Raw genomic sequence first — 24,927 nt, forward strand, 5'->3', positions numbered from 1 at the left:
GAGCTCTGCGAGTCGGCGTATCGAGACCTCGCGAGACACAATTCTCGCGCGAACCACCGTCTACGCTTCTGGCATGCATTACGCGCTCGTCGTCAACCCGACCTCCGGCAAGCGCCGCGGGGAGGCGATCGCGGCGCAGGCCGCAGAACGCCTCGGCCACGCCGGGCACGTCACGACCCGGATCCAGGGCGAGGATGCCCCGACGGCGCGTGATCAGCTCAAGCAGGCGATCGATGGCGGTCTCGACGGGGTCATCGTCGTCGGGGGAGACGGGGCGCTCCACGGTGTCCTCGACCACGTCGCCGACTCTGACCTCGCTTTCGGGTTGATCCCGGCCGGCACGGGCAATGACACCGCCCGTTCACTCGGCATACCGGTCAAGGACGTCAATGCCGCGGTCGACCTGATCGTCGCGGGCCATGTGCGCACGGTTGACTTGGCCCATACCGGTGAGGCGTACGTCGCCACCGTGATCGCCTCGGGCTTCGACTCCAAGGTCAACGAACGCGCCAACGCGATGACCTGGCCGCGCGGCAACATGCGCTACAACATCGCGATCCTTGCCGAGCTGCGCAAGTTCGAGCCCCTGGCGTTCACCCTGACGCTCGACGGCCGGACGATCGAGCGCGAGGCGATGCTCGTCGCGGTGGGCAACGGGCCGTCGTTCGGCGGCGGCATCCGCATCTGCGAGGGCGCCTCGATGGACGACGGCCTCCTCGACGTCGTCGTGATCAACCCGGTCAGCAAGGGCAAGCTGATCCGGGTGTTCCCCAAGCTGTACAAGGGCACGCACATCACGATTCCCGAGTTCGAGCGCCATCTCGTGCGGGAAGTGACCCTCTCGTCACCTGGCATCGTGGCGTACGGGGACGGCGAGCGGCTGGGCCCGCTGCCCATGACGACGACCGTGGAGCCGGGCGCACTCCGGGTCTTCGCGCCGCCCGCGCCGTGACGGGTGGATCAGCCCGTCACGCGTAGTGTGGAGGTATGACCAGTCCGGCCGAGAAGTACGCCAATTCCCGCGCCGCCCGGGCCTATCCGCACCTGGCTGCGTTCCGTGGCCACTACGCGTTCGAGCTCGACGACTTCCAGGTCGAGGCGTGCAAGGTCGTCGAGGACGGCCACGGCGTGCTGGTGGCTGCGCCCACCGGCTCCGGCAAGACGCTGGTCGGGGAGTTCGCGGTGCATCTCGCCCTCGAGACGGGGCGCAAGTGCTTCTACACGACCCCGATCAAGGCGCTGTCCAACCAGAAGTACGCCGACCTGGTTGCCCGACACGGCGCCGAGAACGTCGGCTTGCTGACCGGCGACAACACCATCAACGGCGAGGCGCCGGTCGTCGTGATGACGACCGAGGTCCTGCGCAACATGCTCTACGCCGGCTCGCGCACGCTCGACACGCTCGGGTATGTCGTGATGGACGAGGTGCACTACCTCGCCGACCGCATGCGCGGCGCCGTGTGGGAGGAAGTCATCATTCACCTGCCGGAGTCGGTGTCGGTCATCTCGCTGTCGGCGACCGTCTCCAACGCCGAGGAGTTCGGCGACTGGCTGACGGAGGTCCGCGGCGACACCGTCACGATCGTCGAGGAGCGTCGCCCCGTTCCCTTGCACCAGCACGTGCTCGTGGGCCGCAAGATGTTCCCACTGTTCGAGTCGAGCGCGGATGACCAGGGCGTCGAGGTCAACCAGGCCCTGACGCGCATCGCCCGCGATGACTGGCAGTTCACCCGTATGCACAAGGGCCGGCCGGGCAAGGGCGGCAAGCGCCCCCGCAGCCGCCATCGGACCGCCAGCCGGGTCGAGGTCGTCGAGCGGCTCGACGCGGAGGGGCTCCTGCCGGCCATCTGCTTCATCTTCAGCCGCGTGGGGTGCGACGCCGCGGTCAAGCAGTGCCTCGACGCGCGGCTGACCCTGACGACACCCGAGGAACAGGCTGAGATCGCTGCAGTCGTCGACGCCACCTGCTCGCACCTGCCCGAGGATGACCTGCACGTCCTCGGCTTCTACGAGTTCCGCGACGCGCTCGTGAGGGGGATCGCCTCGCACCACGCCGGCATGCTGCCGACGTTCAAGGAGTGCGTCGAGGTGCTGTTCAGCGACGGCCTGGTCAAGATCATCTTCGCCACCGAGACGCTGGCCCTCGGCATCAACATGCCGGCCCGCTCGGTCGTCATCGAGAAGCTGTCGAAGTGGAACGGTGAGACCCACGCCAACATCACGCCGGGGGAGTACACCCAGCTCACCGGTCGGGCCGGCCGCCGCGGGATCGACATCGAGGGGCACGGCGTCGTGCTCTGGCAGCCAGGCCTCGACCCCAAGCAGGTCGCAGGTCTCGCCAGCACGCGTACATACCCGCTCAACTCGTCGTTCCAGCCGTCCTACAACATGGCGGTCAACCTCGTGGGCCAGGTCGGCCGCACGATCGCCCGCGAGCTGCTCGAACAGTCCTTCGCGCAGTTCCAGGCCGATCGCGCCGTCGTGGGACTGGCGAAGCAGATCCGCAAGGCCGACGAGGCACTCGAGGGCTATCGCGAACGGATCGAGTGCGACAAGGGCGACTTCATGGAGTACGCCGCCCTGCGCCGCGAGCTCAGCGACATCGAGGCGTCAGGGTCCAAGGCTCGCCGGGCCGCCGACCGCCAGGACGTCGTCGAGTCGCTCGTCAAGCTCAAGCCGGGTGACGTGATCAACGTGCCAGTCGGCCGTTGGGCCGGCATCGCCGTCGTGCTCGACCCCGGTCGTACGACCGACACCGACGGGCCGCGACCCATGGTGCTGACCGCCAACCGGCACGCCCGCCGGCTCGCGATGGTCGACTTCAACACCCCGGTGTCGCCCATCACGACGATGCGCATCCCAAAGTCGTTCAACGCCCGCAACCCTCAGTCCCGCCGCGACCTGGCCTCGCAGCTGCGCAACCGGGCAGAGGGCGTCGCCTGGCGGCAGGACAAGCCCTACCGCGAGAACGTCTCCCGTGAGGATCCGCGCATCACGTCGATCCGCGACAAGCTGCGCAACCACCCGTGCCACAGCTGCCCGGATCGCGAGTCGCACGCCCGATGGGCCGAGCGCTACTTCAAGCTCGAACGCGACACCGCCAACCAACGCGGCCGGATCGAGTCGCGCACGAACACCGTCGCCCGGCAGTTCGACCGGGTGTGCGAGGTGCTCGACGTGCTCGGCTACCTCGACGGGGACAAGGTGACGGACGACGGCAAGCGGCTGCAGCGCCTCTACAGCGAGCTCGACCTGCTCGTCAGCGAGTGCCTGCGCGGTGGCGTCTGGGACGGGCTCGAGGCGGCCGAGTTCGCCGCGGTGGTGAGCGGTCTGACGTTCGAGTCACGCAACGCCGACGACGCTCCGGCACCGCGCTTTCCGAGCGAGCCGGTGCGGCTGGTCGCTGACACGATGACCCAGCTGTGCACCGACCTGCAGCGCCTCGAGCGCGAGCACCGGCTGCGGTTTCTGCATCAGCCCGATTTCGGGTTCGCCCACGCGGTCTGGCAGTGGAGCATGGGGGCGTCGCTCGACGACGTCCTGGGTCAGATGGACCTGGCCGCGGGTGACTTCGTGCGCGCCATGAAGCAGCTGATCGACGTCGTTGCGCAGATCGCCGACGCCGCCGGCCCCGGTCCGCTGCGGGACACCGCGCGCGAGGCCCTCGACCTGCTGCGACGCGGCGTCGTGGCCTACACCAGCATCACCAGCTGACCCTCACGGGTGGTGTGATCTCGATACGATCGCTCGTTCCTCGCGATCACTCGATCAGCGAGTACTCGCTGATCGAGTGCCGCCTGGGGGTCCCCCCACGAGCTCTGCGAGTAGGGGGCGGAACGAGGCGGTGTATCGAGACCCCTCAATCAGCTGCCAGAGCTTTCAGGGCTCGGTCGGTGACGCCGCCGAGGCCCCAGGTCTCGCCGAAGGCGCGGAACGCGTCCTCCTGCACGGGCGCCGTGAGCACCTCGAAGTCGCAGGCGTCGCGCTTCACCGCCACGACCGTACGCGCGGCGGCGATGTAGTCGCCCGAGTCGAGCAGTGACTGGCGTACGCGCGGCTTGATCGACGACCAGCGGTCCTGTGCCGCCTCGAGGATGCCGTCGATGTCCCCGAACTCCTTGAGCAGCAGCGCGGCGGTCTTGTCACCGATGCCGGCGACACCCGGAAGGCCGTCCGACGCATCACCGCGCATGACGGCGAAGTCGACGTACTGCGATGCGTCGATGCCGTACTTGGCGTGGATCCACGCGTTGTCGACGACGTCGTGCTTCGACACCCCGCGGGCGACGTACAGGACGCGCACGCCTCGCTCGTCGTCGACGAGCTGGAACAGGTCACGGTCGCCCGTCACGATGTCGACCGGCCCGTCCCAGGTCGAGGCGAACGTGCCGATGATGTCGTCCGCCTCCGCGTCCGGAGCCCCGACAACGGGTATGCCCAGCAGTGCGAACGCCTCGGCGATCAGCGGGACCTGGGGGCCGAGCAGACCGCCGGTCGTGTCGGCCTCACCGCCCATGTCGTCGAGCCGCTGCGTCTTGTAGGTGGGCAGCAGGTCCACTCGCCACTGCGGGCGCCAGTCGTCGTCCCAGCACGCGACGATCGCCTCTGGCTTGTACTGCGTGGTCAGCGTGGAGGTGAAGTCGAGAATGCCGCGCAAGGCATTGACGACCGTGCCGTCGGGGGACTTGAGGGAGTCGGGAACGCCGAAGAACGCCCGGAAGTACAAACTCGCGCTGTCGAGGAGCAGCAGTCGACCGTGTGCCATGAGCCCGAGCCTAGTGTGGTGCGTCGCTCAGGAGGCGGTGCTGTCGCCCTCTTCGAGCTCGCGACGTTGCTGCTCGCTGAGCTCACGCTGGCGTTGCTCACGGTATTCCCGGCGTTGCTCCTCGGCACGTTCACGCAAGCCGCGCAGGAATGCCTCGTCGTCCTCCGGGTTGGCCGCAACCGCCCGGCCGGGACGTTCGTACTCCGGGAACGACGGATGGCCGTAGTTGCCCTTGTAGGGCATCGACGAGGTGGCATCCGTCAGAGGCCGACCCGCGACGAGCCAGGCGATCGAGCCGATCAGCGGGAAGAACAGCACGAGCAGGACCCAGACGATCTTGCTCAGGTTGCGGCACGCGTACTCGTCGGTCGAGATGACGTCGAGCAGACAGAAGATCCACAGACCCAGCACGACCATGCCCAGCACTCCGTCGAGCAGCAGCACAGCGATTCCCTCCCACATCCAGCAGTCGCCACATCATGACAGTCAAAAGGGGCCGAAAGGGGCAGAACACAGAGATCGGCGCCACCACCCCGCAGGGTGATGGCGCCGACTCACGGAGTGCTCAGCGTACGAGCTGGGGTCCCCGGCTGGGTGCCTTGGACCGGCTGTCCTTGCCCTTGAGGCTGCCGTCGGGGAACAGTCCCGTGTCCGACAGCGTCAGCACGCCCGTCGCGTGAGCCGCGGCATCGCCGAGCTCGTGCAGGGCAGTGGCGTTGAGGTTGGAGATGTCGTCGCACGCCGCGTGATAGCACGCGTCGTACGGCTCACCGGCCGTACCGCCGTAGACGGTTGCCTCCTCCGCCGTCTTGACGCCCTCGGCGCCACTGAACAGGCCACCGGCCGGGATGCCGGCCTCGATGAACGGACCGTAGTCGGAGCGTCCGTCGAAGTCCGTCGGCTCGGACGCCAAGTTCTTCGCGTCGAAGTAGTCGGTGAAGATGCCTTCGATCGCGTCCGAACCGGCAGGCCCGGCGTCACCACCGGCAGACCCGTCGCCGTCGTAGACGAACCGGACGTAGTTGGGGGAGCCCAACATGTCGAAGTTGAGGTTCGCGTAGATCTTTGACAGCTCGGCATCGGACAGCTCGGCCACGTAGTGCTCCGAGCCGAGCAGACCCGACTCCTCGGCGCCCCAGAAGGCGAAGCGCACAGGCCGCTCGAGATTCTTGTTCAGCTTGAGCGCGGACATCTGCTCGGCGATCTCGAGGATCGTCGCCGATCCTGACCCGTTGTCATTGATGCCCGGACCGACGGCAACGCTGTCGAGATGGGCGCCCACCACGACGACCTCGTCCTGGTTGGTGTTCCTGGCAGTCTTGGCCGGGAGGTCGGCGATGACGTTCTCGGTCTGGCGGTTGAGGTCGGTCTCGGTCTTGGTGGTCACCCGGGCGGTGACTCCGTCCTCAGCGAGCGCCGCACCGTCCTCGTACGAGACGCCGACGACGGGGATGCCCACCGGGTTGCCCAGCGTGCCGGTCAGCAGTTCGTCGCGTCCCGGCTGGCCCTCGTTGAACATGATGACGGCGTCGTATCCGGCCGCCGCAGCGTTGTTCGCCTTGGCCTCGAACGTGCACGTGCCGCGCTGGATCAGCGCGATCGCCGGCTCGGCGGGGGCCGCGGCGAAGTCAGAGGCCTCACAGCCCGAGTTGCTGCTGCTCGGCTCGGCACCCGGAGGGATCATGACGTCGTTCGTCGGGATGACCGGTCCCGTCACGTCGCCGGACCCCGAGTAGTCCATCGTGTGGGTCTCGACCTCGCGCTCGGTCGGAGTCAGCTGGGTCAGCGTCGCCGGCTCCAGCTCGCGGGTGAACGGGAACGTGAAGGTCTGCCGGGTCACGACGTAGCCGGCGTCCTCCAGCTTGTCGGCGACGTAGTCGGCAGACTCGGTGTGCCCAGGCAGTCCCGAGGCTCGGTTGCCGTCGTTGCGGTCGGCGATGCGTTGCAGCACCCTCAAGTGCTGCATGATGCCGCTGACGGTGACGCCCTGGGTGAGCTTGCTGGTGTCGACGGGTGCTGGCGTTGGGCTTTTGGCCATTGCCGGTCCGGCGACGAGAAGGCTGGCCGTCATGGTGACGGCAGCGATCGATGGCAGGATTCTGCGCATGTGTGATCCCCCGATCGTGAGTTGGTTTCCTCACCGTAGGTCGGGTCGCTGACGCTGTCACGTGTAGTTGCGGGCTGCACGGAGTAAGGCCAAGGGGACCGCAGGTATCGTCATCTCGTGAGCAGATGGCGCAAGGCACAGGAACTGGCCGCATCGCAGGGCATTGACGCCCTGCTCATCACGCCAGGGGCGGATCTTCGCTACCTGACCGGCTATGTCGCGCTCCCACTGGAACGGTTGACGTGCCTCGTGCTGGCGGCTGACGGTGAGCCGACCCTCGTCGTGCCGACGCTGGAAAAGCCCGCCGCCATCGCGTCGGGAGTCGACGTGCAGGTCGAGTCGTGGAACGAGACCGACGACCCGTACGCCCTGGTCGCCTCGCTCGTCGCCGACGCCGGCACGATCGGTGTCGACGACCACATGTGGGCGTCGCGCGTGTTCGCGTTCAAGGAAGCGTTCCCGCAGGCTCGACAGGTCCTCGGCGGCGACATCGTCCAGCAGCTGCGCATCCGCAAGGATGCCGATGAGGTCGACGCCCTGCGCGAAGCCGGCCTCGCGATCGACCGAGTGCATTCCCGTATGGGTGAATGGCTTCGCCCCGGCCGCACTGAGCGCGAGGTCGGTGCCGACATCGCTCGGGCGATCCTCGACGAAGGGCACGAGACGGTCGACTTCGTCATCGTCGGCTCCGGACCGAACGGCGCATCGCCGCACCACGAGCTCTCGGACCGGGTCATCGAGGAGGGCGACCCGGTGGTCGTCGACATCGGTGGCACCAACGCAGCCGGCTACTGCTCGGACTCGACGCGCAACTACCTCGCGGGTGGCAGCGTCCCGCCCGCGTACGCCGAGGCCTACGCCGTGCTCGAGGCCGCCCAGCAGGCTCAGCGCGATCATGCCCGACCCGGAGTGACCGCGGAGTCCGTCGACGCCGTCGGACGGGCGCTGATCGCCGATGCGGGCTTCGGTGAGCTGTTCATCCACCGCACGGGGCACGGCATCGGCCAGGAGACCCATGAGGAGCCCTACATCGTCGAGGGCAATGACGTGGTCCTCGAGGAGGGCATGGCGTTCTCGATCGAGCCGGGAATCTACTTCGAGGGGCAGTTCGGTGCTCGCATCGAGGACATCGCCGTCTGCACGGCCGACGGTCTCGAGGTGCTCAACAACACGCCCCGCGAGCTCGTCGTCCTGTGACACCGAGCTGGGTGGTTCCTCGTCGTGCGGGCGGCTCATCCGTGACCGAGCCCGCGGGGCGTCTGACACCCAGCGTGGATGGCCGGATCGCCTGGCTCGCCGCGATCGGGCTGGGGGTCCTGTCCTCACTGAACTTCGACCCGGTCAACCTGCCGTTCGCCATGGTGGTGGCGGTCGCCGGCCTGATCTGGCTCGCCCATGCCCTGCGGGACGCCCGCAAACGCACGGTCATGGTGACCGGCGCGCTCTACGGCTTGTCCTTCATGGGCCCGCTGATCTGGTGGATGCGGGCGGTCAGCGATGGCGCCTACGTCGGCCTCGTGCTGGCCGAGGCCCTGTTCTTCATCCCGATCATGCTGGCCCTGCGTGCCTCCGCCCGACTGCGGTGGTGGCCACTCTGGGGCGCAGCGGTGTGGGTGCTGGGCGAGTGGGCTCGCGGCCGATTCCCGTTCACCGGATTCCCTTGGGGACGGCTGGCGCACACGTCGATCGACACCCCATTCGAGGCGTATGCCCGGCTGGTCGCGATGCCCGGCACGAGTGCCGTGCTGTTCCTCGTCGCGAGCCTGCTCGTCGTGCTCGCGACGTCGGCCACCTGGCGGACCAGGGCCGTGGCGATCGCCGGTGTCCTGGGGTTGGCGGGGGTCGGCGCGGTCCTGCCGACCGGCATCGCCGGCGCTGACGGCACGCGCCAGGTCGCGCTCGTGCAAGGCAACGTGCCCGGGGTCTTCCTGACCTGGCCCCTCGGCGAGATCTTCAAGCTGCACGCCGCCGAGACCGACCGGCTTGCGGACAAGATCGAGGCCGGGGAAGTACCCAAGCCCGACATGGTCCTGTGGCCGGAGAACTCGACGGACACCGATCCGTACTTCGATGCGCCGGTCAAGCAACGCATCCAGGCCCTCTCCGCCCGCATCGGTGCTCCGATCCTCGTGGGAGGCATCTTCGACGGCCCGACGACCTCCACGGCATACAACGCCGGCGTCGTCTGGACGGCGGACGGCCCGGGGGAGCGCTACGTCAAGCTCAAGCCCGTCCCGTTCGGCGAGTACGTCCCCTGGCGCAAGCAGGCCGGGTTCTTCGTGAAGCGGCTCGCTCGCGACATCCCACGCGACATGCTCGCCGGCAAGGAGCCCGGCGCCCTGACGATCGGTGACACCAGGATCGGCGACACGATCTGCTACGACATCGCGTACGACAGCGTGACCCGTCGCGCTGTTGACGGCGGTGCCCAGATGATCGTCGTGCAGACCAGCAACGCGGCCTTCACGAACACGTCGCAGCCCGAGCAACAGTGGGACATCTCCCGGCTGCGCGCGATCGAGACCGGCCGCTGGGTCGTCGTCCCGTCGACGAACGGCATCAGCGGGGTCGTCGACCCCCACGGGCACAGCGTCGAACGCGCGCCCATGCATCAACCGGCGACGCTCAGCGCCAAGGTCACGCTGGCATCCGGCAAGACCCCGGCCCTGATCATCGGCGCGCCGCTGGAATACCTCCTGGTGGTCCTGGGTCTGGGAGCATGGTGGCTCGGCACTCGACAGAAGGACAGCTGACGGCATGACACGGACACTGGTTGTCATACCGACCTACAAGGAGGCCGACAACGTCGCCTGGATCGTTGAGCGGCTGCACCTCGCGCAACCTGGTGTCGACGTGCTGATCGCCGACGACGGCTCTCCGGACGGCACAGGCGACATCGCCGACCGGCTCGCGGAGACCGATCCCCGGGTCAACGTCCTGCATCGCAGCGGCAAGCAAGGTCTCGGTTCGGCATACCGTGCGGGCTTCGCCTGGGGGATCGAGCGGGGCTATGACGTGCTGGTCGAGATGGACGCTGACGGCTCGCATCGTCCCGAGGACCTCGGCAAGCTCCTCGAGGCAAGCGCCGCCGGGGCGGATCTCGTGCTGGGCTCGCGCTGGGTCCACGGCGGTGGCGTCGTCAACTGGCCGTGGCACCGACGGTTCATCTCCCGCGGCGGTACGTTCTACGCCCGCCTGATGCTCGGCATCCCGGTCAAGGACGCGACCGGGGGATTCCGTGCGTTCCGCCGACAGACCCTCGAACGGCTGCCGCTCGACGAGGTCGCCTCACAGGGCTACTGCTTCCAGATCGACATGGCGCGCCGCGTGCTCGGCGCCGGCATGACGATCGTCGAGGTGCCGATCACGTTCGTCGAGCGTGAGCGCGGCGAGTCCAAGATGAGCGGCGGCATCGTCCGCGAGGCCCTGTGGCGGGTCACCTTGTGGGGGTTTCAGCGACTCGTCTCCAAGCCGCGGCGGCTACGGTCCTCCACCCGCCTTTGAGACTGTCGCCAATTGAGCCGCCCCTACGCGGCGGTATGACGCGGGGCGTCCGCGCGCGGATCGCGGCATGGGCGGGCTGCTTCTAAGTTGCGTGTGGTGCGACTCGCCGGCATCACGAATCGTGAAACTAGTCCGATTCCGAGCTAACCGCGGCAAGTTGGCGCGGGTGCGAAGCGGTGGCACCTTCTAGGTTTCTGCGGCTACGGTTCGGGTTGAATTCCACGCTGTTCAGACCGTCAGGCGTTGTCCTGTGAGACGGCGGATGGCCGACACTTCTATCTACACCAGGCGATCCGCCGACCGCCGGCTCGCCGTCCTGAACTCCCAGCCGGGTGGGCAGAGCATCCTCGCGACGGCCATCCCAATCGAGAGTAGCGCGTGACTCGGCGGAGGCGGCCAAGAGAGGTTGCGTCAACGAAGCCGCACCGACCCAACCTCGGCACGATCGCACGGATTGAATGAATCGGCGAGGCCGTCGAATTCATGCAGAAGCCCGTTCATCGGCAGATCCGGATGCTCTTGCGGCGGAATGACGCACGAAGCGGAAGATGCGGCGGCGGCAGCTCCCCGGAATGCCTTTCGTAGTCAGCTGGTCATAGCGCCGGCGCTAGGCGTTATCTGACGTAGTTGACCGAGGTGTAGATGGTGTACGTGCGGTCGCCGGACCTGTTGTAGCCCGAGACGCGAACGGTGCGGGTGCCGAGACTGATGCTGGTTGGGAACTTCACCCACCGATACACAATGCCTCGGGTGTCGGCCGTGCCGGTGTAGGCCTTCACACCACCGAGCCAGACGGCATACTTTTGGCCCGACTTGAGGCCGGTAGCGACGATGTTGAACGTGTTGCCTCGCTTGACAGTCCTGGTGCTCAGCACGAGCCGGGCGTAGGGCGAGTTGATGAGCAGGGTGGTAGGCGACGTCTTGGTCTCGGTGTCGGGCCCAGGCGAGGTTGAGGTGATGGTGACCGTGATGCGGCGTCCTGCTTGCGCCTTGCCGAGCTTGAGGGTGGCGGCGGTGGCGCCGGTGATGGGGGTGCCGTTGGCGTACCACTTGTAGGTGAAGGTGGTGGGGGCTGCGCCAGCGGGGACTGTTGTGCCGGTGTGTGCGGTGAGGGTGTAGCCCTCGCGTCGGGTGCCGGTGATGGTTGGCGCCAGGCCAGCCATCGTGTCGTATCCCTGCCAGGTCGGGGTTGTGTAGCCCGCCTGGGAGGCTGGGTAATGCAGGACCAGCGGGCTGTCGTCATAGCTGTCGTCTGTGTCGAACGACTCGTAGGACCCAGCGGCTATTACGGCCGGAGGCGCACCCAAGAGTTTCACCGACCGCAGTCGCGAATTCCAATCAAACGCGAGGTCACCGATGGTGGAGACGCTGTTGCCGATCGTGACGTTGGTCAGCGCGTTGTAGGAGAAGGCGTTGTTGCCGATGGTGGTGACGCTGTTGGGGATGGTGACGTTAGTCAGCGCGTTGTGCATGAATGCGCCGTCATCGATGGTGGTGACGCTGTTGCCTATGGTGACGTTGGTCAGCGCGTTGAGGTAGAACGCGTGGTCGCCGATGGTGGTGACGCTGTTGCCGATCGTAACGTTGCTCAGTTTGTTGAAAATGAACGCGTTGTTGCCGATGGTGGTGACACTGTTGCCGAAGGTGACGTTGGTCAGTTTGTTCGATTGGAACGCGCCGTTGCCGATGGTGGTGACGCTGTCGGGGATGGTGATGTCTGTCAGCGCGTTTTGGGCGAACGCGTAGCTGCCGATGGTGGTGACGCTGTTGGGGATCGTGACGGTGGCCAGGGAGTTGTCACCAAACGCGTTGTTGCCGATCGTGGTGACGCTGTTGGGGATGGTGACGTTGGTCAGCGTGTTGTCGTCGAACACACCATCGCTGATGGTGGTGACGCTGTTGGGGATGGTGACGTCGGTCAGGTCGTTGTGGGCGAAGGCGTTGTTGCCGATGGTGGTGACGCTGTTGGGGATGGTGACGTTAGTCAGCGCGTTGTAGGAGAAGGCGTTGTTGCCGATGGTGGTGACGCTGTTGCCGATGGTGACGTCGGTCAGGTCGTTCCACACGAACGCGTTGTTGCCGATGATGGTGACGCTGTTGGGGATGGTGACGTTAGTCAGCGCGTTGTTGGAGAACGCGGAGGACCCGATGATGGTGACGCTGCTGCCGATGGTGACGTCGGTTATCGGGTTGTTGTAGAAGGCGTCGTCGTCGATGGTGGTGACGCTGTCGGGGATGGTGACGTTGGTCAGCGCGTTGCCGGCGAACGCGGAGTTGTCGATGGTGGTGACGCTGTTGGGGATGGTGACGTTGGTCAGGTCAGTGCTTGCGAACGCATGATCTCCGATCGTCTTGACCGCGTAGTCAGTGCCGCCGAGATTGACGGTGGCTGGGATGCTGACGACGGGCCCGCTAGTCGCGTCGTAGTCGGTCGCGGTTGCACCGGCGCCGATGTTCGTGTCGTCGGCGGTGTAGATGACCCCGTTGATGGTCCCGCTCACCGTTGCGGCGTGCGCGGGAGCGGCGACAAACACCAGTCCGGCCAGCATGGTCGCAACCGCCGTCACGTAGGCAGTGAATCGCGCGGTCGACGAATTGCGAGCAGCGACGTGCATGAGAGCCCCTCCGAGAGTCCGGCCCTGTCCGGCCGCACCACACGGTCTCACAAATATGGTGCTCGTACTCCCACTTCACGTGCTCGCGTAGGCGTCTGTGTCAGAACGCGGGCGCGAGGGCGACCGGGACGCGTACGAGCAGCACTCCTGGCTGCACCTCTGCGGTGATCTCCAGGCCTTCGCCGACGGGATCATCGTCGAGTTGCATCGGCATCGGACGACACCGAAAGCCTCTGCACCTTCGCGACGAGTGGTCTCAATCCGTACGCCGCCGACTGCAGAGGAAGGAACTGACGGCAACAGCGAAATTGGCAGAGAGCATGCATCGAGGCAACGGGCGGCGGGGGCGTCATTCTGGGCGAAATGACGCGGCGTCGTTTGGATAGGTTCAAGGATTCACCCGCAGACGACAAAGACCCCGGCCGAAGCCGGGGTCCTTCGATCGTGCCGGAGACGTGGGTCTCAGGCGCTCTTCTTGCTCGTGCTCTTCTTGGCAGCGCTCTTCTTGGCGGGCCGGTGGAGGTGAGGCGGTCCGATCTCCCCGCCACGGAGCAGCTCGAGCCGCTCGGTGAGGATCTCTTCGAGCTCGGCCTCGGACCTACGCTCAAGCAGCATGTCCCAGTGCGTGCGGATCGGCTTCTCAGCCTTGCCCTCCGGCTTGACGCCGTCGGCCAGCTGACCGATCTGCCCGGTCTTGGGGTCTTCCCACTCGAACGGGATCTCCGCCTCGTCCGCCATCGTCACCGTGAACGTGTGCCCGTCCGGGCATACGTACTCGACCTGCTGACGGGGAGCCATTTCCACGCCGCGCTCGTCCTCGAAGCTCTGTGTCCCGAGCCGAGCACCTCGCAATGCACGTTCAGCCATGTGCGTCCCCTCTCGTGATACTTACCTCTTACAACGTAAATGACGCACATGAGATTCCCCTAAACGCCTACGCGTACACGCGAGGGAGGTCACACGATCGTCGGAGCCTGATTTCCCGCCTCGACGATGCCCTGGCGAGCGTCGAGCTTCCACAGCAGTCCGCCGCCCACGACGAAGAAGATGATCAGCGCCAGGATGGCCGGCCGGTAGGAGTCGGTGAGCTGGTGCACGACGCCGAAGACCAGCGTGCCGAGCCAGCTCGTGCCGCGCTCGCAGGCCTGGTAGAGGCTGAAGTACTCGGCTTCGCGGCCGCGGGGGATGAGCTGGGAGAAGAACGCCCGCGAGAGGGCTTGAGTTCCACCCAGGACGAGCCCGATCGCGACGGCGAGCACCAGGAACGGGACGATCTGCTCCGAGGGCAGGAAAAAGCCGAAGCACACGACCAGGATCCACACCCCGAGGCCGTACAGGATCGTCCGATGGCTGCCGATCCTCGCCGCGACACGTCCGAACACCAAGGCGCCGACCACACCCACGAACTGCACGATCAGGATCGTCGCGATGAGGGTGCTGGTCTCGAAGCCCAGCTGCTTCTCGCCATAGACCGATGCCGAGTAGATCACGGTCTGGATGCCGTCGTTGTAGAACAGATAGGCCACGAGGAACAGCAGAGTCTGGGGGTAGTTGCGCAGCTCGCGCAGCGTCCGGAACAACTGGCCGAAGCTGCGCTGCATGAGCGTCGCGCCCTCGACAGGGACGACACCCCTGGGGGCGCGATCCTTGATGCCGCGGTAGGGGATCAGCGTGAAGTATGCCCACCAGATCGCGGCGGACAGCAGGCTGATGCGGACGGCCATCCCGGTCGAGAGCCCGAACGGCTTGACCGTGACGAGCGCGAGGTTGACCGCGAGCAGGAGCCCGCCGCCGAGGTAGCCCAGCGCCCACCCGCGCGACGAGATCCGGTCCCGCTCGTCTGGCTCCGCGATCTCGATCAGGATCGCGTCGTAGACGACGATCGACGAGGCGTAGAACAGGTTGGCCACGACCAACAGCCCGGCTCCGAGCTGCCAGTTGGTGCCGGTGACGAAGAACATCATGGCGGCCACGGCGGCACCGGACCACGCGAGACCGGCCATCAAGGTCTTCTTCGACTCGACGCGGTCGGCGATCGCTCCCACGATCGGCAGCACGAACGCGGAGATGACGGTCGCGAGCGTGACGACGTAGAACACCAGCGAGCCGGCTGAGACCGACAGGCCGAGGACGGACAGGTTCTCGACGCACTTGCGGTCATCGTCGCCGACGAAGCCGCAGGCCGCCCGCTCCGCCACGCTCGTGAGGTAGGGCGCGTAGAGCACGGTGCCGATCGTGGTGATGTACGCCGAGTTGGCCCAGTCGTAGAAGAACCACGCCCTCTGCTCCGGATTGGCCTTGACCTTGGGGCTTCTGGTCATGCGGGGTCCTTCCAGGTTCCTCGGGCGGTGAGTACGTCCTTGAGGACATCGGTGCGGTCGGTGATGATGCCGTCGACGCCGAGGTCGAGGAGCTCGTGCATCTCGTCGGGGTCGTCGATCGTCCACACGTGCACCTGCAGCCCGAGCTGGTGGGCGCGCCGAATCAGCCGGGGGGTGACGACCCGGATGCCGCGATAGGCGGCCGGAACCTGCACGCACACGAACGTGGGCTTCAGCAGGAAGCGGGGCAGGAGCTTGACCAACGCGACCTCGCGCCTGGAAGCCGACGTGGCAACCTGCGGCAGGATGCGACGGATGCGGGCAAGCCGGGTGTGGGAGAACGACGACAGGCAGGTGCGGTCGACCGCACCGCAGGCCACGACAATGGCGCAGGTCGCCTCGACGGCGTCGTCGGCCTTCACGTCGATGTTGAGGCGAGCGTCGGGGAACGCCTCGTAGAGCGCCTCGAGGCGGGCGAACGGCTCACGTTGGTCGAGTCGCTGCAGGTCGAGGGACTCGGCGGTGAGGCTGGCGACGGGGTCCGGGCTGCCGGTGAGGCGGTCGAGTGCCGCATCGTGGATCGCGTAGACCACGCCGTCTGACGACATCCGGACGTCGGTCTCGAGGTAGCGGTAGCCCAGCTCGTACGCATGCGCGAAGGCCGCGAGCGAGTTCTCGATGCCGACGTTCCCGCCGGTCCCTGACCCGCCACGATGCGCGAACGCCAGGGGAGGGGAGTCGAGGAATCCGGTCACGCGCTCAAACTAAGCCCTCCCGGGTCCACGCGGGTCGCTCCGCTCCAGCGCGTCGCCATCAACCGTGTCAGTCGAGGTAGGTCAGCTCCATGGTCGCGGCGCGCTGCGGGTCGGCGGTGATGTCGATCGTGGCGATCCGGCCGTCGGCGAACGTGGCCTCGAACACCGAGACCGGTTGCCCGTCCATGAGTGCGACGATCCCGACCGCACCGTTGACGAGCACGGGCCTGCTCTGACGGTCGACCTGCCGGAACGCGATGGCCCCGCTGGCCACCTGGTGTGCCCCGCGCACGAAGCTGGGGACACCAGTGCCAGTGTCCGCGCGCAGGACCACGTCCGGGTCCAGCACGGCGACGAGCGCGTCGAAGTCGCCGCCGCGCGCTGCCGCGAGGAAGGCGTCGATGATCTCGCGTTGCTGTCGCAGCGGCGGGCGCGGCTCAGGCTCCGCGCCCTGCACCCGACGGCGCGCCCTGCTGGCCAGCTGGCGCGTGGCGTCGGGCGTACGTCCGACCATCGCGGCGATGTCGTCGAACGGAACCGCGAACATGTCGTGCAGCACGAACGCCAGCCGTTCAGCGGGTGTGAGCTTCTCAAGCACCACGAGCATCGCGAGACCGACGGAGTCAGCCATCAGCGCTTCCTGCTCGGGATCGACGCGTTCATCGGCGCTCGACGGGTCGGTGGGACGAGCGTCGAGCGGCTGCTCGCCTCGCGTCCTGCGCGAGCGCAACATGTCGAGGCACACGCGGCCCACGACGGTCGTGAGCCAGCCGCCGAGGTTGTCGATCGCGTCCGCATCGGTGCGGCTCAGGCGCAGCCAGGACTCCTGGACGGCGTCGTCGGCCTCACTCAGTGAGCCGAGCATGCGGTAGGCCACGGCGCGCAGGTGCGCCCGGTTCTGCTCGAAACGCTCCGCCAGGAACTCGGTGTCTGACATCGGTCACATTCCCCTCTCGAGATTCGTCATAACCCTGACGGATCACACGCCAACGATGTGACACGAACTGAGGAGAATCATCATGCAGGCACGTATGGACAACCCGGCCATCGCGGTCCCCGGCGCCATGGAGGCGCTTCAGGCGCTGAGCAAGGCAGCGCAGAGGACGGGCATACCCGCGACGACGCTCGAGCTGGTCAACCTGCGCGCGAGCCAGATCAACGGCTGCAGCGTGTGCCTGCAGATGCACGCACGTGACCTCCGCAAGGCGGGGGAGAGCGACGAGAAGATCGACACCGTGGCTGGGTGGCGCGATGCGCCACACTTCGATCACGCCGAGCGCGCCGCGCTGGCACTCACCGAGGCGGTGACCCGCCTGAGCGACCAGTCCGACCCGGTGCCGGATGACGTGTACGCCGAAGCGGCCGCGCACTACGACGAGCAGCAGCTCGGCGGGCTCCTGCTGTCGATCTCGGCGATCAACGTGTGGAACCGCCTCAACGTCTCGACCCGACAGGTCGCCGGCGCCTGGTGAGAAATTTCGCTCCCTAAGGAGGCCGCCAGCGGCCGACTGGGAGCGAGCGAGGAACGAGCGAGCGAAGGGGGTCACGTGACGCCCCTTCGCTTCGCTCCCGCCTGCCCCCTGCTCGCAGAGCTCACGGGGGGACCCCCAGTTCCTCGGGCTAGGGGCCGGGGGTGGGGATCAGTACTAGATGTCGCGGAAGGTCTCGATCTGGGCGCCCAGGGCGTTGAGGCGCTCGGCGAGGTCCTCGTAGCCGCGGTTGATGACGTACACGCTGCGCAGCACCGATGTGCCCTTGGCCGCGAGCATCGCCAGCAGGATCACGACGGCGGGCCGCAGCGCCGGCGGGCACACGAGCTCGGTGCCACTCCAGTGCGTCGGGCCTTCGATCAGCACGCGGTGCGGGTCGAGCAGCTTGACCGAGGCACCGAGCTTGTTGAGCTCGGTGAGATAGATCGCGCGGTTCTCGTAGACCCAGTCGTGCAGCATCGTCTGGCCCTCCGCCGTCGCCGCGATGACCGCGAAGAACGGGAGGTTGTCGATGTTGAGCCCCGGGAACGGCATGGGGTGGATCTTGTCGATCGGCGCGTGCAGGGGCGACGGATGCGTCGTGATGTCGACGAGCCGGGTCTGCCCGTTCTCGGCGGGATACTCGTCGCCACGGTCGTACTGGAATCCCATCTCCTCGAGGAGCGCGAGCTCGATCTCCATGAACTCGATGGGTACGCGCCGCACCGTGATGCTCGACTTGGTGACGATCGCCGCCGCGATGAGGCTCATGGCCTCGATCGGGTCCTCACTGGGTGCGTACTCGACATCGCAGTTGATGACGGGCTTGCCGGTGACCCGGAGCGTCGTCGTGCCAATGCCCTCGATGCCAACGCCCAGCTTGACCAGGAAGAAGCACAGGTCCTGGACCATGTAGTTGGGACTGGCGTTGCGGATGACCGTGACGCCGTCATAGCGAGCGGCAGCCAGCAGCGCGTTCTCCGTGACGGTGTCGCCACGCTCGGTGAGCACGATCGGGCGCTCCGGGCCGACGCCCACGGCCGCGGTGGCGTGATAGCTGCCCTCGGTCGCAACGACCTTGAGCCCGAACGGGCGCAGTGCCGTCATGTGGGGCTCGACCGTGCGCGAGCCCAGGTCACAGCCACCGGCGTAGGGCAGCTCGAAGTCGTCGTAGCGGTGCATCAACGGGCCGAGGAACATGATGATGCTGCGCGTACGCCTGGCAGCCTCGGCGTCCATCGCGCCCAGGTTGAGGGTCGCCGGCACAATCAGCTCGAGGTCGTTCTGGTCGTTGAGCCAGGTGGCCTTGACGCCGATCGAGGTCAGCACCTCGAGCAGACGGTTGACCTCCTCGATGCGGGCGACCTTGCGCAGGACCGTGGTCCCGGCGTTGAGCAGCGAGGCGCACAGCAGGGCGACCCCGGCGTTCTTGCTGGACTTGACGTCGATCGAGCCCGACAGCGTCGTTCCACCGGCCACTCGCAGGTGACTGGGGCCGGACGTGCCGACCGTGACGAGCTCGGAGTCCAGGGCACTGCCGATACGGGCCAGCATGTCGAGCGTCAAGTTCTGCTGCCCCTTCTCGATGCGGTTCACCGCACTCTGGCTGGTCTTGAGCTCAGTGGCAAGTTCTGCCTGTGTCAGGCCACTGTGCTGCCGGGCGTCACGGATGAGTGCCCCGATGCGGGAAAGATAGTCGTCGCGAACGGTCATGTCTTTCACCATATCTCAGATATGAGATAACTCAATTCGATGGATTGTTCGGAGTGTCACTGGCGCGAGTCACACCTCAGTCGCGTCGCCCTGACCCAGTCTGCGTACGTCCTCGACGCCACCGAAGTTGGACACGTGGCCCCAGTAGATGCCGTATGCGAGGTCGGCAATCGTGCGGTCATGGATCGGGAACAGCGTCGCGGGGGAGACCCGTTGGACGAAGTCGACGGTCTCGCTGACCTTGCCCCACGGCGCACCGAGCGGCAGCGCCAGCACGTCGACACCCTCGGGCGCGTACTCGTACGTGTCGCCCGGATGGAACAGCGTCGGCTCACCGGCGGCGCCCAGCAGGACGCCGACGTTGGCGATGCGGGGGAGCTCGGGAACGATCACGGCGTGCTCGGCACCGACGCCGCGCAGCGTGATGCCCTTGATCCCGGTCTCGACCTCATCACCATGTTCAAGCCACGAGCCGAACTGCAGGACCGAGGCTGTCTCGGGATCACACAGCAGCGCTGCATCGGGATTGCGCTCGATCAACTTCGGGCCGCGGGTCTGGTCGATGTGGTCCGGATGCTGGTGGGTCACGACGATCGCGTCGAGACCTTCCAGCTCGAACGTCGCATCGAGGCTGAACGAGCCCGGGTCGATCAGGATGCGGGTGTCGGCGGCTTCGACGAGGACGGCGGCGTGACCGAATCGGGTGATCTGCATCGTCAGCCGAGGTACTTTTCCACGACGTCCGGCGAACGCTCGGCCGCATCGTCGGGCGACTCGCCGTACTGGCGCCTGGCGTTGCGCTGGCGCAGCAGGTCCCACGCCTGGTCGAGCTCGACCTCGAGCTTTCGCAGCCGTGCATGTTCCTCGGTCGGCGTGACCTCGTGCTTGGACAGCTGCTCCCGCAGTGCCTTCTCCTCGGCAACGAGTGCCGAGATGTGGTCGTGGATGCCCTGGTCTGTCGTCATGGCGCGAGTCTACGACTGACACCGGCGCCGCGTCAGTGACAAGATCACCCGCATGGAGTTCCGCAGCACCGTCGAGCTCGGCGGCAAGACAGCGACCGGCATCGAGGTCCCGGTGGACCTGGTGGAGACGCTCGGAGGCGGCAAGCGCCCGCCGGTGACCGTCACCGTCGGCGGGCACACCTACCGGACGACGGTCGCGCCGATGGGTGGCCGCTACATGATCCCGCTCAGCGCGGAGAACCGTGCGGCGTCTGGCCTGTCCGCCGGCGACGAGGTCGATGTCGAGATCACGCTCGACACCGCGCCCCGCGAGATGAAGGCGCCCGACGACCTCGCTGAGGCGCTCCGTTCGTCTCCCGAGGCAGAGGCCTTCTTCGAGTCACTCTCGTTCAGCCACAAGCGGAGCTACGTCGACTGGATCGTGAGCGCGAAGAAGGACGAGACGCGCCAACGCAGGGTCGCCTAAGCCGTCGAGCTGCTGCTCACCAAGCGCAAGCAGCGCTGACCACTCAGCGCTCGGCGAACGCCAGCTTCACGCCCAGCGCGACGAACTAACCACCGAGGCGCGATGGCGAGCTCGATCTCTCGATCTGCCGTTGGCGCTGCGGGAGGACCAGCAGCGCTGCAAGCAGCAGCGAACCACCGAGCGCGACGATGTTGAGCACCTGGTCTGCGGTGCTGAACTCGTCGAGATGAGGCAGGTGGTACGACAGGTGCAGGGTTCCGAACGTCAGCCACGTCCAGCCGGCCAGGGTCACCGCGATCGGCTGGAGGCTGACCGCAGCGATGATGCTGAGGACGAACAGCGCCGTGTAGGTGGCACCGACATCACGCACCAGGTGTTCGTTGTAGGGGCCGTCGACGCCGACCCAGACCCGGCCGAATCCAGGGAAGGAGTCGTAGAAGGAACGCGGACCGATCGAAGCCCACGGACCCGTGTAGGCACCGGTTGCGGCCAGGATCACGAGCATGGATCGCTGCAGGGATGTCGTCATACCCCTCAGACGACACCGTCGCCGCGGATGTGACAAGGGTCGACAGAGAAGTCAGGCCCTCATCGGCTCCAGCTGGGGCGCAGCCGACGCCAGCTTGCCCATGCGCCACAGCGAGTGCACCACGAACGCCGCCACAACCGACCCAGACGTGCCGAGGAACAGGTCGCCCAAGGTGTCCGTGTATGCGCCACGACGCTCGGACGACGTGCTGATGAAGGCGTAGTACTCCGCGATCTCCCAACCGATCGCCACGGTGGCGCCGAAGGCGAGGGCACGCTCGATCGTCGCCTGGAGTGTTGCCCTGCGGTGCAGCGTCAGCAGGATGAACCCGGCCGTCAGGAACCCGGTGTTCATGAAGTGGATCCAGTCGTCGAACCAGACGACGGTGTCGTACATGTTCATCCGGTTGCCGAGCGTGTCCGTGAAACAGGTGACGGTCACGAGCAGGTCGGCGACCCAGGGGAATGACGCCCGGTCGCGCCAGAAGACGTACCAGAGCGCGGGAACCGAGAAGGCGAGCAGGGGATAGGTGACCGCTCGAAGGCCCGCGGCCTTGCCCCGCATGTGACCGAGGTCCGGGAACAGCAGTGCGATCGCCAGGAGGACCAGCAGGCCTGCCTTGGCAGTCAGGTCCATGCTGCGCACGACAGGAGGTGCAACATGACGGGTCGCCAGCTGCGGGTCGCTCATGTGCAAAGGATAGTGCGCAATTCCTGCGACTTTGACGCATTTTGCACGCGTCGGCATCCCGACCGGTGTCGTGCGACACCGCTGCGCTGCCGATTCATCAGAAATCGAGAAGCGCCCCGTCCGAGCTCGCCACTAACGTGACTGCCATGGACATCACGATCGACACCACGGTTCTCCCGCACACCGACCCCGACGCATCTGTCGCGTTCTACCGCGATGCCCTCGGCTTCGAGGTTCGCCAGGACGTCGGACAGGGCACGATGCGCTGGATCACGGTCGGCCCTCCTGACCAGCCTGAGACGTCGCTCCTCCTGGCACCACCAGCCGCAGATCCAGGCATCACCGAGGACGAACGCCGCGTGATCTCCGAGATGATGGCGAAGGGCACGTATGGCTGGATTCTCCTGGCCACCAAGGACCTCAATGCCACGTTCGACCGCGTGCAGGCGACCGATGCGGAGGTCGTCCAGGAACCGACCGACCAGCCGTACGGCGTGCGCGACTGCGCCTTCCGCGACCCGGCGGGCAACCTGATCCGGATCAAGCAGCTCTGACCCGCGGTCGCGGTCTGATTGGATCGAGCCACACGACTTGGATGGAGACCCCATGAGCCCGGCCACGAGGACGGAGACCCCGTCGCGTGAACTGCACGCCGCCGACAGCCACGACCTGATTCGGGTGCATGGCGCGCGCGAGAACAACCTCAAGGACGTCAGCATCGAGATCCCGAAGCGCCGGCTGACGGTGTTCACCGGTGTCTCGGGCTCCGGCAAGAGCTCCTTGGTGTTCAGCACGATCGCTGCTGAGTCACAGCGGATGATCAACGAGACCTACAGCGCCTTCGTGCAGGGATTCATGGCAACGCTGGCCCGACCCGAGGTCGACCTGCTCGAGGGCCTGACGACCGCGATCATCGTCGACCAGGAGCGGCTGGGCGCCAATCCTCGCTCGACCGTCGGAACCGTGACGGACGCCAACGCCATGCTCCGGATCCTGTTCAGCAGGCTGGGCGATCCACACATCGGGCCACCCACGGCGTACTCATTCAACGTCCCGACCCGCACGGCGAGTGGTGTCATGAGCACCGACAAGGCCGGGCGCACCGAGAAGAGCGTCGTACGCAACGCGGTCTATCTCGGCGGCATGTGCCCCAGGTGTGAGGGCATGGGCGCGGTCAGCGACTTCGATCTGACCGCGATCTACGACGAGAGCAAGTCGCTCACCGAAGGTGCCCTCACGGTTCCCGGCTACAGCATGGACGGTTGGTACGGCCGCATCTTCAGCGGCGCGGGCTTCGACATGGACCTGCCGATCGCAAAGTTCACCAGGAAAGACCTCGACAAGCTGCTGTATGCCGAGCCGACCAAGATCAAGGTCGAAGGGATCAACCTCACGTACGAGGGCGTGATCCCCAAGATCCAGAAGTCGATGCTCTCCAAGGACGTCGAGGCGATGCAGCCGCACATTCGCGCCTTTGTCGAACGGGCAGTCACGTTCCAGACGTGTCCAGAATGTGGCGGGACGCGCCTCACCAAAGAGGTGCTGTCCTCGAAGATCAACGGCAAGAACATCGCCGAGCTCTGCACGATGCAAATCAGCGACCTTGCCGAGTGGGTGAGGACCGTGGACGAGCCATCCGTGGCTCCGCTGCTCGCCGGGCTGCAGCACCTGCTCGACTCCTTCGCCGAGATCGGGCTCGGCTATCTCTCGCTCGACCGGCCCTCCGGCACATTGTCCGGGGGAGAGGCGCAGCGCACCAAGATGATCCGCCACCTCGGATCGTCATTGACGGATGTCACGTATGTTTTCGACGAGCCGACGATCGGCCTGCACCCGCACGACATCGAACGCATGAATGCGCTCCTGTTGCAGCTCCGGGACAAGGGCAACACGGTGCTGGTCGTGGAGCACAAGCCCGAGACGATCGCGATCGCCGACCACGTCGTCGACCTGGGCCCAGGCGCGGGCACCCACGGTGGCACGGTCTGCTTCGAGGGCACCGTCGAAGGGCTGCAGGGGAGTGACACCACCACCGGCCGCCACCTCCATGACCGGGCGGCGATCAAGGAGTCGGTGCGCTCCGCGTCGGGTGCGCTCGAGGTCCGCGGTGCGTCGACGCACAACCTTAGGGATGTCGATGTCGACATCCCGCTCGGCGTGCTCTGCGTGCTCACGGGTGTCGCAGGTTCCGGCAAGAGCTCGCTCATCCAGGGGTCTGTCGCAGACCGTGACGGTGTCGTCGTGGTCGACCAGGGCGCGATCAAAGGCTCCCGCAGGAGCAACCCAGCGACCTACACCGGGCTGCTCGAACCGATCCGCAAGGCGTTCGCCAAGGCCAACGGCGTGAAGCCCGCGCTGTTCAGCTCGAACTCCGAGGGAGCCTGCCCCAGCTGCAACGGCGCCGGCGTCATCTACACCGAGCTGGGCGTCATGGCGACGGTGGAGTCGACCTGTGAGGAGTGCGAGGGGCGCCGGTTCCAGGCGTCGGTGCTGGAGTACACCTTCGGCGGCCGCAACATTGCCGAGGTGCTGGCGATGCCCGTGACCGAGGCCGTGGAGTTCTTCGACGAGGGCGATGCCAAGATTCCTGCCGCGTACAAGATCCTGGCCCGGCTCGCTGACGTCGGCCTCGGCTACATCAGCCTCGGTCAGCCGCTCACCACGCTGTCCGGTGGCGAACGCCAGCGGCTCAAGCTCGCCACCCACATGGGGGAGAAGGGCGACGTCTTGATCCTCGACGAGCCGACGAGCGGCCTGCACCTGGCAGACGTGGAGCAGCTCCTCGGACTGCTCGACCGGCTCGTCGACGCCGGCAAGTCGGTCATCGTGATCGAGCACCATCAGGCGGTCATGGCCCACGCCGACTGGATCATCGACCTGGGCCCGGGAGCCGGCCACGACGGCGGCACGATCGTCTTCGAGGGGACGCCCGCTGACCTCATCCGCTCGAGGTCCACCCTGACCGGCAAGCACCTGGCGGCGTACGTCGGAGGCTGAGTCAGGGCAAGCGTGGTCGGAGGCGCTCCAC

General features: G+C 66.7%; 22 protein-coding genes. 9 read left to right on the plus strand and 13 right to left on the minus strand.

Features of this window, described 5'->3' with window-relative positions; genetic code table 11:
* The first annotated feature begins 73 nt into the window (after positions 1-73).
* Together AC1DVU_RS13420 and AC1DVU_RS13425 are read left to right on the plus strand one after the other, a co-directional pair.
* Positions 74-952 carry a diacylglycerol kinase gene (locus AC1DVU_RS13420; RefSeq protein ID WP_476922954.1) on the plus strand — a complete coding sequence of 293 codons (879 nt, stop codon included), beginning with the start codon at positions 74-76 and terminating at the stop codon, positions 950-952.
* Positions 953-987: 35 nt separating this feature from the next.
* The gene (locus AC1DVU_RS13425) at positions 988-3,714 is read left to right on the plus strand and encodes a DEAD/DEAH box helicase (RefSeq protein WP_476922955.1); all 2,727 of its coding nucleotides are present in this window, start codon (positions 988-990) and stop codon (positions 3,712-3,714) included.
* 145 nt (positions 3,715-3,859) lie between these two features.
* Here the strand turns inward: AC1DVU_RS13425 and AC1DVU_RS13430 are convergent, their stop codons facing one another.
* The 3 genes from AC1DVU_RS13430 to AC1DVU_RS13440 form a co-directional block, all read right to left on the minus strand.
* Entirely contained in the window at positions 3,860-4,765 is a 906-nt protein-coding gene (locus tag AC1DVU_RS13430) for a 5'-3' exonuclease (protein WP_476922956.1), read from the minus strand.
* Positions 4,766-4,792: 27 nt separating this feature from the next.
* A complete protein-coding gene (locus AC1DVU_RS13435; protein WP_476922957.1) occupies positions 4,793-5,227 on the minus strand; it encodes a PLD nuclease N-terminal domain-containing protein in 435 nt (144 codons plus the stop codon).
* A gap of 103 nt (positions 5,228-5,330) precedes the next feature.
* A complete protein-coding gene (locus tag AC1DVU_RS13440; protein ID WP_476922958.1) occupies positions 5,331-6,872 on the minus strand; it encodes a M20/M25/M40 family metallo-hydrolase in 1,542 nt (513 codons plus the stop codon).
* Between the two features lie 117 nt (positions 6,873-6,989).
* Here AC1DVU_RS13440 and AC1DVU_RS13445 point away from each other — a divergent pair, with 117 nt between their 5' ends.
* From AC1DVU_RS13445 to AC1DVU_RS13455, 3 genes are read left to right on the plus strand one after another with little or no spacing between them, the layout of a single operon-like run.
* Complete coding sequence (locus tag AC1DVU_RS13445; protein ID WP_476922959.1) at positions 6,990-8,069, plus strand: M24 family metallopeptidase; 1,080 nt, start codon at positions 6,990-6,992, stop codon at positions 8,067-8,069.
* Positions 8,070-8,110: 41 nt separating this feature from the next.
* Positions 8,111-9,625 (plus strand): apolipoprotein N-acyltransferase, encoded by a 1,515-nt coding sequence (gene lnt / locus AC1DVU_RS13450; protein ID WP_476922960.1) that lies wholly within the window; start codon positions 8,111-8,113, stop codon positions 9,623-9,625.
* Between the two features lie 4 nt (positions 9,626-9,629).
* Entirely contained in the window at positions 9,630-10,376 is a 747-nt protein-coding gene (locus AC1DVU_RS13455) for a polyprenol monophosphomannose synthase (RefSeq protein ID WP_476922961.1), read from the plus strand.
* Between the two features lie 614 nt (positions 10,377-10,990).
* Here AC1DVU_RS13455 and AC1DVU_RS13460 read toward each other — a convergent pair.
* The 5 genes from AC1DVU_RS13460 to AC1DVU_RS13480 all read right to left on the minus strand — a co-directional run bounded on the left by AC1DVU_RS13460 (position 10,991) and on the right by AC1DVU_RS13480 (position 17,004).
* Entirely contained in the window at positions 10,991-12,991 is a 2,001-nt protein-coding gene (locus AC1DVU_RS13460; protein WP_476922962.1) for a leucine-rich repeat domain-containing protein, read from the minus strand.
* A 462-nt stretch (positions 12,992-13,453) separates the two neighbouring features.
* Positions 13,454-13,858 (minus strand): RNA polymerase-binding protein RbpA, encoded by a 405-nt coding sequence (locus tag AC1DVU_RS13465; RefSeq protein ID WP_476922963.1) that lies wholly within the window; start codon positions 13,856-13,858, stop codon positions 13,454-13,456.
* 89 nt (positions 13,859-13,947) lie between these two features.
* Entirely contained in the window at positions 13,948-15,312 is a 1,365-nt protein-coding gene (locus AC1DVU_RS13470; RefSeq protein WP_476922964.1) for an MFS transporter, read from the minus strand.
* Positions 15,309-16,067, minus strand: coding sequence for a glycerophosphodiester phosphodiesterase family protein (locus tag AC1DVU_RS13475; RefSeq protein ID WP_476922965.1), 759 nt, complete (start codon positions 16,065-16,067; stop codon positions 15,309-15,311). Before AC1DVU_RS13475 ends, AC1DVU_RS13470 begins: the two co-directional genes overlap by 4 nt.
* Before the next feature lie 67 nt (positions 16,068-16,134).
* Positions 16,135-17,004, minus strand: coding sequence for a sigma-70 family RNA polymerase sigma factor (locus AC1DVU_RS13480; RefSeq protein ID WP_476922966.1), 870 nt, complete (start codon positions 17,002-17,004; stop codon positions 16,135-16,137).
* Positions 17,005-17,086: 82 nt separating this feature from the next.
* Here AC1DVU_RS13480 and AC1DVU_RS13485 point away from each other — a divergent pair, with 82 nt between their 5' ends.
* On the plus strand, positions 17,087-17,539 hold the full coding sequence (locus tag AC1DVU_RS13485) for a carboxymuconolactone decarboxylase family protein (RefSeq protein WP_476922967.1): 453 nt from the start codon (positions 17,087-17,089) through the stop codon (positions 17,537-17,539).
* A 174-nt stretch (positions 17,540-17,713) separates the two neighbouring features.
* Here AC1DVU_RS13485 and AC1DVU_RS13490 read toward each other — a convergent pair whose 3' ends face one another.
* The 3 genes from AC1DVU_RS13490 to AC1DVU_RS13500 all read right to left on the minus strand — a co-directional run bounded on the left by AC1DVU_RS13490 (position 17,714) and on the right by AC1DVU_RS13500 (position 20,214).
* A complete protein-coding gene (locus AC1DVU_RS13490; protein WP_476922968.1) occupies positions 17,714-19,249 on the minus strand; it encodes a UDP-N-acetylglucosamine 1-carboxyvinyltransferase in 1,536 nt (511 codons plus the stop codon).
* A 69-nt stretch (positions 19,250-19,318) separates the two neighbouring features.
* Entirely contained in the window at positions 19,319-19,963 is a 645-nt protein-coding gene (locus tag AC1DVU_RS13495; protein WP_476922969.1) for an MBL fold metallo-hydrolase, read from the minus strand.
* A 2-nt stretch (positions 19,964-19,965) separates the two neighbouring features.
* Positions 19,966-20,214, minus strand: coding sequence for a DUF2630 family protein (locus tag AC1DVU_RS13500; RefSeq protein ID WP_476922970.1), 249 nt, complete (start codon positions 20,212-20,214; stop codon positions 19,966-19,968).
* A 52-nt stretch (positions 20,215-20,266) separates the two neighbouring features.
* On the opposite strand from AC1DVU_RS13500, the gene AC1DVU_RS13505 reads away from it, so the two are divergent.
* A complete protein-coding gene (locus AC1DVU_RS13505; protein ID WP_476922971.1) occupies positions 20,267-20,680 on the plus strand; it encodes a YdeI/OmpD-associated family protein in 414 nt (137 codons plus the stop codon).
* An 85-nt stretch (positions 20,681-20,765) separates the two neighbouring features.
* Here the strand turns inward: AC1DVU_RS13505 and AC1DVU_RS13510 are convergent, their stop codons facing one another.
* Both AC1DVU_RS13510 and AC1DVU_RS13515 read right to left on the minus strand, forming a co-directional pair.
* Positions 20,766-21,209: a hypothetical protein gene (locus tag AC1DVU_RS13510; protein WP_476922972.1), complete on the minus strand. Its 444-nt coding sequence runs from the start codon at positions 21,207-21,209 to the stop codon at positions 20,766-20,768.
* Positions 21,210-21,260: 51 nt separating this feature from the next.
* A complete protein-coding gene (locus tag AC1DVU_RS13515) occupies positions 21,261-21,899 on the minus strand; it encodes a DUF2238 domain-containing protein (protein ID WP_476922973.1) in 639 nt (212 codons plus the stop codon).
* 146 nt (positions 21,900-22,045) lie between these two features.
* On the opposite strand from AC1DVU_RS13515, the gene AC1DVU_RS13520 reads away from it, so the two are divergent.
* Both AC1DVU_RS13520 and AC1DVU_RS13525 read left to right on the plus strand, forming a co-directional pair.
* Positions 22,046-22,453: a VOC family protein gene (locus AC1DVU_RS13520; protein WP_476922974.1), complete on the plus strand. Its 408-nt coding sequence runs from the start codon at positions 22,046-22,048 to the stop codon at positions 22,451-22,453.
* A gap of 52 nt (positions 22,454-22,505) precedes the next feature.
* Positions 22,506-24,896 carry an ATP-binding cassette domain-containing protein gene (locus AC1DVU_RS13525; RefSeq protein WP_476922975.1) on the plus strand — a complete coding sequence of 797 codons (2,391 nt, stop codon included), beginning with the start codon at positions 22,506-22,508 and terminating at the stop codon, positions 24,894-24,896.
* Positions 24,897-24,927: the final 31 nt, after the last annotated feature.

It is taken from the genome of Aeromicrobium sp. P2_G6, assembly GCF_056403535.1.